Source organism: Microvirga sp. P4_G7, assembly GCF_056401005.1.
Genome location: NZ_JBFUKD010000132.1, coordinates 1 through 7,513, shown reverse-complemented (window position 1 = coordinate 7,513; position 7,513 = coordinate 1). Strand labels below are relative to the sequence as shown.

General features: G+C 60.0%; 4 protein-coding genes. 1 reads left to right on the top strand and 3 read right to left on the bottom strand.

Annotation, left to right across the window (positions count from 1 at the left end; all coding sequences use genetic code 11):
* Nucleotides 1-2,535: S8 family serine peptidase (locus tag AC1DT3_RS08355; protein ID WP_477464789.1), on the bottom strand; the 2,535-nt coding region annotated here is incomplete at its 3' end.
* A 77-nt stretch (nt 2,536-2,612) separates the two neighbouring features.
* Nucleotides 2,613-4,541 (bottom strand): peptidoglycan-binding protein, encoded by a 1,929-nt coding sequence (locus AC1DT3_RS08350; protein ID WP_477464788.1) that lies wholly within the window; start codon nt 4,539-4,541, stop codon nt 2,613-2,615.
* A gap of 486 nt (nt 4,542-5,027) precedes the next feature.
* On the opposite strand from AC1DT3_RS08350, the gene AC1DT3_RS08345 reads away from it, so the two are divergent.
* Entirely contained in the window at nt 5,028-5,834 is an 807-nt protein-coding gene (locus tag AC1DT3_RS08345; RefSeq protein ID WP_477464787.1) for a class I SAM-dependent methyltransferase, read from the top strand.
* An 18-nt stretch (nt 5,835-5,852) separates the two neighbouring features.
* Here AC1DT3_RS08345 and AC1DT3_RS08340 read toward each other — a convergent pair.
* Nucleotides 5,853-7,513 (bottom strand): M10 family metallopeptidase C-terminal domain-containing protein (locus tag AC1DT3_RS08340; RefSeq protein WP_477464786.1); only part of this gene is annotated, 1,661 nt, incomplete at its 5' end.

Sequence of the window (7,513 nt, the reverse complement as noted above, 5' to 3'; positions counted from 1 at the left end):
CCGCAAGGCGCCATATCGCCCGGTGGCGAGGCCAAACTGAACCGCCAGCTGCGCCAGCAGCGTCCGCTGCCTGAGATCGCCGCGCGCTTTCGCGATTTGCGCCCGCAGGGCCTCGGGTATTGTGAAATGCTGGAACAGAGCGACGATGTCGGCGAAAGCCTCATGGAACGCCAGGACGTCGGCATTCGTCGCTTCCTTGTAGCGACGGTGAAGGCCATCGAGAAGTGCATGCGTCGTTTCGTGGGCGATAATGTCGTGCGAGACGGCGCTGAAGACGACGCTCCCTGGTAGGACATCGCCGGAGCTACGCTCCGTCGCGACGAAATATCCAAGAAGCAAGGCGACACGTTCAGGACTGTAATAGGCATTCTCCGCGCGCAGCGCGTGAGGATAGACCCGCAAGCGCTGGACATAATCTTCCCGCACGAATGTGCCGTCGGCGGCAGTGATGTGCCGAGGCGCCCAGAGCGCCGCACGGCCCAGCGCTTCCTCGAAGTGCTGAATGGTCCGCATGGCGACCGCATACACCATCTGCTGATGGAACTGGGGATTGGCCTCGGAGGGGCGCAGGCCGTCTTGGACGAGGAGATGCGGGTGATCGAGATCAACTGGCGCGTAGCAGACACGGCTTGCCGGATCGACATCGATGACTTCGATGTATTCACCGATCGGCCCGGCCTGAAGGTCCTGTTCCCAACGCACGTCTAGGGTGGCCTCGTTCATGCCGAGGGTATCGAGTCTCAACTCTAGAGACGGATCGTAGGCGAATACGCGCAGCCGACGATGGACGGGCTTTGGCAGAGGTGGATTGATAGCGAGCCCCAGATGGAGGCGCCGCACGGCGGTTGCGACTTCGAGCGGAGGTAGGGCGACTCTTACCGGGCGCGCACCCGCAGCGCCGAGAGCTTCGCGCAGACGGCGGGAACAACTCGATTGGGCAGCGAGCACATCGGCGATCGTCCTGATGTCGGATTGCGTCAGCGCTTCGGGTGGCCGCCCGATCGTACTCACCAGCTTCTCGACTTCAGCCGATTGCGAAAGCTGAAGCGCCTCGAGTTCGAGCATGCGCCTTTCTGGTTCAGTAATCTGACCCTGCAGGCCGAGACCTGTGAGAACTGTCCAGAGTGGAAAGGAAGCCCGGTCGATCGGCTGCTTCGTCAGGCGTGCCGCCATTTCGGGCTTTTGGCGCAACGCATCGAGCGCTTTGATCTCACCCCGTCCAAGACGCGTGCGGTCCTGACCGGGCGGTAACCGAGCCGTATCGAAGATCGCCTTTCGCGTTGCCTCGACACGCATCCACAGTTCCGGATATTTCTCGATGGCCGCTCTGTTTTTTTGAATCCAGGTCGCGGCCGTTGCTGCCACCTGAGGCGTAGCCGCGGATGTCCCGGCTCCATTGAGATCAACGATATCCGAACAACCCAACCGCGCCCAGGGACAGTTGGGCGTGTATGCGGCGACGGCAGTCTCCATCTTGCTGTCCGGGCCGTAGTTGCCGGCCATGCGCTCGATGCCGAGATCCGTGTAGGGCGTATGGTCAGCCATCACGCCGCAGGCTGCAACGACCCTCCCAAACCGCGCTGGGTACACGATGTTTCGGGTTGGGAGGTTGCCATAATTGTTGCCGGCCGCGGTCACGACGAACACGCCCATTTCGTAGAGAGCATTGATTGCATCGGCCCAAGCCTGCGAGGCGAGGCCGCCCATGCTCATCGTCACCACATCGATGCGGGTGTCGGGATTTCGGCATAGGGAATGCACGTAGTCCAGTGCGCGCGCAATCGCGCTGTTGGAGAAGAGGACGACGCGATTGGCGACGCGGATCGGAACGATCTCGGCAAAGGGCGCGCCGCCGATGACTGGCCCATCCTTGATCTGACCCGCGAGGATGCTGATGGTTCCGGTTCCGTGTCCGAGATTGTTGAGTGCGCCGTCGGTGATGTCGGATGCGTCGTTGCCGGTCTCGCCGTCGACGAAATTTCGTTGCAGCACTTTGTTCAGTCRCGGCGGCAGAGCTCGGTGGTTGGGGTCGTATCCCGTGTCGAGATGCGCAATTCGGACCGTTCTGCCGCCCGACGATGTTCCCAGCGACGTGAGCATATCCGCAAATTGGCTGTGATCGGCGTTACGGAACCACATGGGATCCGGCTCAGACGGAAAGCGCAGGTCCTGCGGATCTGGACGTTGACAATCCGATGCGAGCGCCATCGCTTCGCGGTCGAAATCGCCGGTGTTCCATCGCTGTTCGAGGTCTGGCTCGACGAATTCCGGAGGCGGAACGCCCGCGACACCGAGCCCGTCCCGCAGAAGATTGTGGCAGACATCCCAGGCATTGGCCTCGACCATTCCCAGAGGTGCGGAGACGATCTGCCATTCGGTCTCTTCTGCTGCCTTGAAACCGTCACCACGGCCGACGCTTTCGAACAGCGGCCGCGCCTTCAGGGGAATGCGCGCTCCCTCTAAGGAGAGTGCGGCCGAACGTAACCCGGCCCTGGCTTTGACGAGAAATCGCGTAGTCGCTTGCACATTCGGCATCGAACGTCCTCTCAAAGCTCGCACGGAATGTGCGCCCTGCAGATCAGCCGGTCGCGGGGTTGGAAAAACGGCACGAACTAGCCGAGATTGCCCACATCCATCCCTTTCACGAGGTGGTCCATCACCATTGCGGCCGACTCCGCCTTCGTGATGACGCCGTCGCCGTTGACATCGAGACCTCTGTTCTGCCGGTATGCGACGGAGGGTTGCTTGAAAAGGACGAAGCTTTCGGCTTTTCCCACTGCGGCCGGAAACAGAACGGCCATGTAGACGTCGCTGAGAGTTGCGAGCCTGCGGTCGCCGGTGACGGACTTGAAATATCGCTCAACGAAATCGAGTTGCTCGACMGGTGATAATTTTGCCAGTCTGGCTGTTGTCGTCGACAGGGATTCGGCGGTCTTCGGCATGAATTGGATCAGGCCGACAGCACCGCTGCCAGCGGCGTTCCTGACGTCAGAAGCGAACGTTCCGCCCGTCTCGAACGCCATCACCGCCATGAGATGGTTGGGATCGCATCCCAGGGTTCCGGCGATGGAGACGACCTTTTGCTTGAATCCCGGGCCGCAACGGCGTTCGGCAAATCCGCCCCAGGCGATCGCATCGAGATCATCCGTAGTGATGGACGTCGTGACGGAGGCGGTCACTGTATTCAGCTCGGCGGCGCGCGGATCTCTCAGACCTGATCCGCCATTCACTGCGTCGTCGAAATCGAACAGGGGCAACTCGAAGCCCAGCTCCAATGCCGTCTCTTGTCCGACGATCCCGTCGTCACTGTTCGCGCCGAACACACTCGACTGAAAATCGATGACCGCCTGAAAAGTCGCGGAATCGAATTCTGTGTCTTCGCTCATGGATCGCTCAAGGCGCGATGCCAAGCGCCGCCGCAGCTCGCGTACGAGAGGCCCGCGCGAACCAATCCGCAGGATCACCGCCTTTCCCATGCATCGGTTCTTGATCATCTGCTGCACTTCGACGCCGTCGAAGAGGACATACTCCACACCCTTCGATGCGGCTGCGTTCTCGCTCAAGAACGGTGCAACGAACTTTGCCCAGGGGCCGCGCTCACTGCCGGCAACACCCTTCTTGACCGTTCCTGCGACGACTTGGCAGCCGGCGCTCGAATACCGCGACGTCGGGATCGCGGCGTCGGGCCCCATATGGAAAGCGCAATGGATGTTGTCTCCGGCGATGCGGCCGACCTCCCAGCGGTCGATAAGGTCGAAATCGGTATCGTCAGTCGTGCGTTGCAGTGTGATGGGACATTCCTGCAGCAAGGCCCAGTGACCGTTCTGCCCCTCGGCCCGCTTGTGCCATCCCGGTACGTAGTTTGCATAGCGTCCGCGACCAAGCTGATTGACGCCACTGCCACCACTGGAGACGGCGCCTGCGACAGCGGAGGCAAACGGCACGGTCGATCCGGGGAAGAGCGCGAAGCCTTCCGACGGGCGCCACAGCCCGATCGTGCAGTTCATCGTACGGTAGTTGATTGGACTGAGTTGGATCTCATGCTCACGACCGAAACCGGTCCCCGCATAGTCCACCGGCAGGCAACCCCGAATACCGAACACGATCACGCCGCGATCGTCGATTGGGAAAACCGATCGCTTCCAAAGTGCGATGAGATGAGTTTCTTTAAGGATCAAACCACCGTCTTCGCGCGTGGAAGGAGTATGGTCGACCGTCGTCGCGCGCGCCGGCTTCGGGCTTTCGGATGGCCCGCTTCCGTTGGTCTTCTTGGCGATCGGGTCGTTCGCCACCGCTTTCGGCTCCGACGGTCGTTCTTCAGCGTCGTCGGTCAGGACTTCGACCCTCTGGCGCAAGGGGCCGAGTTTGGCCTCCGTCTTGTGGAGGACCGAAACGGCAAGTTTGTCGAGAAGGGCATCGATTTCGGCAACAGCGGCCTGGAGCTTCGCGCGCTCGTCGGGATCCGTCATCACCCGGGCAGCGTCGAACAGTTCCTTGCGCAGGAGGTCCAGTTCCTCYGTGGTCTGAGCGATCGTTGCCATGAACAATCCTCGAATGAAAAATCCTCGAATGAACAATCCGCGAAAGCTTGTCGCCAGATTACAAGATCGTCTCCAAGTTGCCGGTGCGAGCCAACACGCGCCGGCCTTGCCGATTTTTGTCAACAGCGAGAAAAGTCTCTTGGGCGAAAATGGTCTCTTATGTCTCCGACGGCGTCCCGGTTCGATGATCCGCGCAGAAACCCATCGGCGGAATTTGCTACGAGGCCCGCACGCTGCTTTCGCGCAATCGATCGACTTCAGCCGAACGCCCGCCGCGCGCACCATGTCGCGAGCGCGCCAATAGGATTAAGAGGATCGATCTGAGTATCTTAGCATAGGGCAGGAAGAGATGCATCAGCTTAGCGAAACAGCCGAATGAGGAGCAATTGCAGCGCCAGAAGGCGTGTCAACGGAAGACGTCAGACACCTTGGCAAGAAACCTCAACGGACCTAGCCTACCTTTCGTGGTCTTCAGGAGAAGTCACCATGCCATCCAGTTTCAACATCCGCAGCGCAGACGGCTACGAGCAGCTCATGGGCCGCTGGAGCCGAAGATTGGCACCCCTCCTGATCGATTTCGCGGGCCTCGCCGCTGGCGAGCGTGTTATCGACGTCGGGTGCGGCACCGGAAGCTTGACGTTCGCAATGCCGCAAGTGGCCGATGTTGCCGAGATTGCAGCGATTGATTACTCGCCTGTGTTCGTCGAGGCGGCGAAGCGCCGGAACAAGGATCCGCGGATCAGCATCCAGGAAGCGGATGCGTGCGCGCTCCCCTTCGAGGATGGTTATTTCGATCGCGCGTTGTCACTTCTTGTTCTCCATTTCGTATCGGATGCCGGAAAAGCCGTATCCGAAATGCGGCGCGTCGTGCGTCCGGGAGGCGTGGTCGCAGCGGCTGTTTGGGACCATCTCGGTGGAATGCCCTCCACTCGAATGTTCTGGGATACCTTGGCCGGGCGAAGCGACGAAGCGAGAGAACTGAGGAACAGATACCTCTTCCAGCCGATGATGCGACCGGATGAGATGAAGCGCTCCTTCATCGAAAAGGGATTGTCGGACGTTCATCAAACGTCGCTCATGATCCGGATGGACTACGAATCTTTTGATGACTACTGGGCTCCCTTCGCTGCGGGTGAAGGGCCGATTGGCAAGTACGTCGCTGCAATGGACACGACGAAGCGTCTCGAAGCCGAAGCCGCTGTTCGGTCTTCCTACGAGGCTGGACAGCCAGACGGACCGAGGTCCTTCGCTGCGGTCTCTTGGGCGTGCAGAGGAGCGGTACCTTCGGACTGACGTCAGCATCACAAGACTTCAGACGATGAGGAAATCGCTTTCGTAGAGCGCAGCCTTTGTGACGTTCAGCAGTCGCAATGTACCGCTCGGACCGGCGGAAATCAGGACGCCCTGATCATTCTCGCTGATAGCCGCCAAGATCTGTTGCCAATTGTCGAAGATCGACTTGTCGAAGACGATGATGTCGCCGCCTCCAGGGCCGGCTTTGAAGTCCGTCACCGTGTCGTTGCCAAACCCGGGCTGAAATACGAAGCGGTCCTTTCCGACGCCGCCGGAAAGCCAATCCGCATCGGCGCCGCCGATGAGTGTGTCATTTCCCTCATCGCCCACGAGAGAGTCGTTTCCGGTTCCTCCCGTCAGCGAGTCATTGCCCGATCCTCCTTGAAGCACATCGTTGCCGATTTCGCCTCTGATACGATCGTCGCCCGCTCCCCCCTTAAAAGCATTGTCTGCGGTGTTTCCCTCGAGGGTGTCGTCGCCGCTTCCGCCGATTGCGTTTTCGATGCTGACGAATGTATCTTGCCCCGCGCTGGTGTAAGCGACTCTCGCCCACAGGAACACACGCACGGCTGCGGTCTCAGCCGAATAGCTGGCGGTGTCCTTCTCGGTGCCTCCATCTAGCGTATCGTTCCCCCCGACGCCCGTGAGCGTATCGTCGCCGACATTTCCTTTCAGCACGTTGGATGCGTGGTTTCCCTTGATGACATCGTTTCCAGATCCGCCGATTGCATTCTCGATCAGAGAGCGTGGGTCGCCATCATGCTGAAGCGCGTTGAAGACGTTGCCTCGTGCAAGGTGTTTCTGGCTAAGGACGGCCTGCTGTTGACGCGCGAAGACAGACCATCCTCCGGGAGCCAGATCGATGTTGAGATGACTCGCATAGTTCGAGAGATCATAAGTGTCGGTTCCACCACCGTCCCAGATGGTCAGGAATACTCTGTTCTTTGAGGGCTGGCTCTGTCCGACACCGTCGACAAAGGTTTCGCCCGTCGTTGGGCTCCACGAATAGATCGTGTTCGTGCTGTTGGCCGTGAAGTCGGCCCCATACATGAACTGCAGGGCCGCGATATCCTGCATCATGTAGCTTTGCGGTTGTTCGCCGGGTGCGTAGGCATAGCTCCCCACCGATCCGACATAGGCGTGATAGGTCATCACGGAGAACTCCCAAGAGTCTCTCTCGCGGGGCAGCGTCGCCCAGTTACCGATCCCGCCGGTGTGCCCGTGCTTCAATCCGAGCGTATGGCCGACTTCGTGCAAGAGGGTCCAATGGTTCCAGGTGCCGAGCTTGATATCGCCGCGGACGCTACTTTGCATCCAAGCATCACCCCCATGACCGCCGAAGATGGCGTCATGCTCCGGGGTCATTGGCAAGGAAGCGGCGGAACCCGCATTTCGCTGAGAGATCCGGATGTCCGATGTTCCAAAGCCCGCATCGACGAAATTCAGATTTGAAAAGCCCTCGACCGACGACAGAGCCATATACCCCGGCAAGGAGGGCGATCCTTGGCCCTTCAGCATGAATCGGACCGCCTGCATCTGCTCGACTGAAATCTGCTTGAAGCCGAGGTTTGGCTGCGCCGCCGTCCAGTTGTTTGGCGGATAGGTCGAGAGGCTCTCCGGAAAGCTGAAAGTGAGAAAAGGTGCGGACGTGTCCCACCTTTTGAGGGACAGGATGCCGT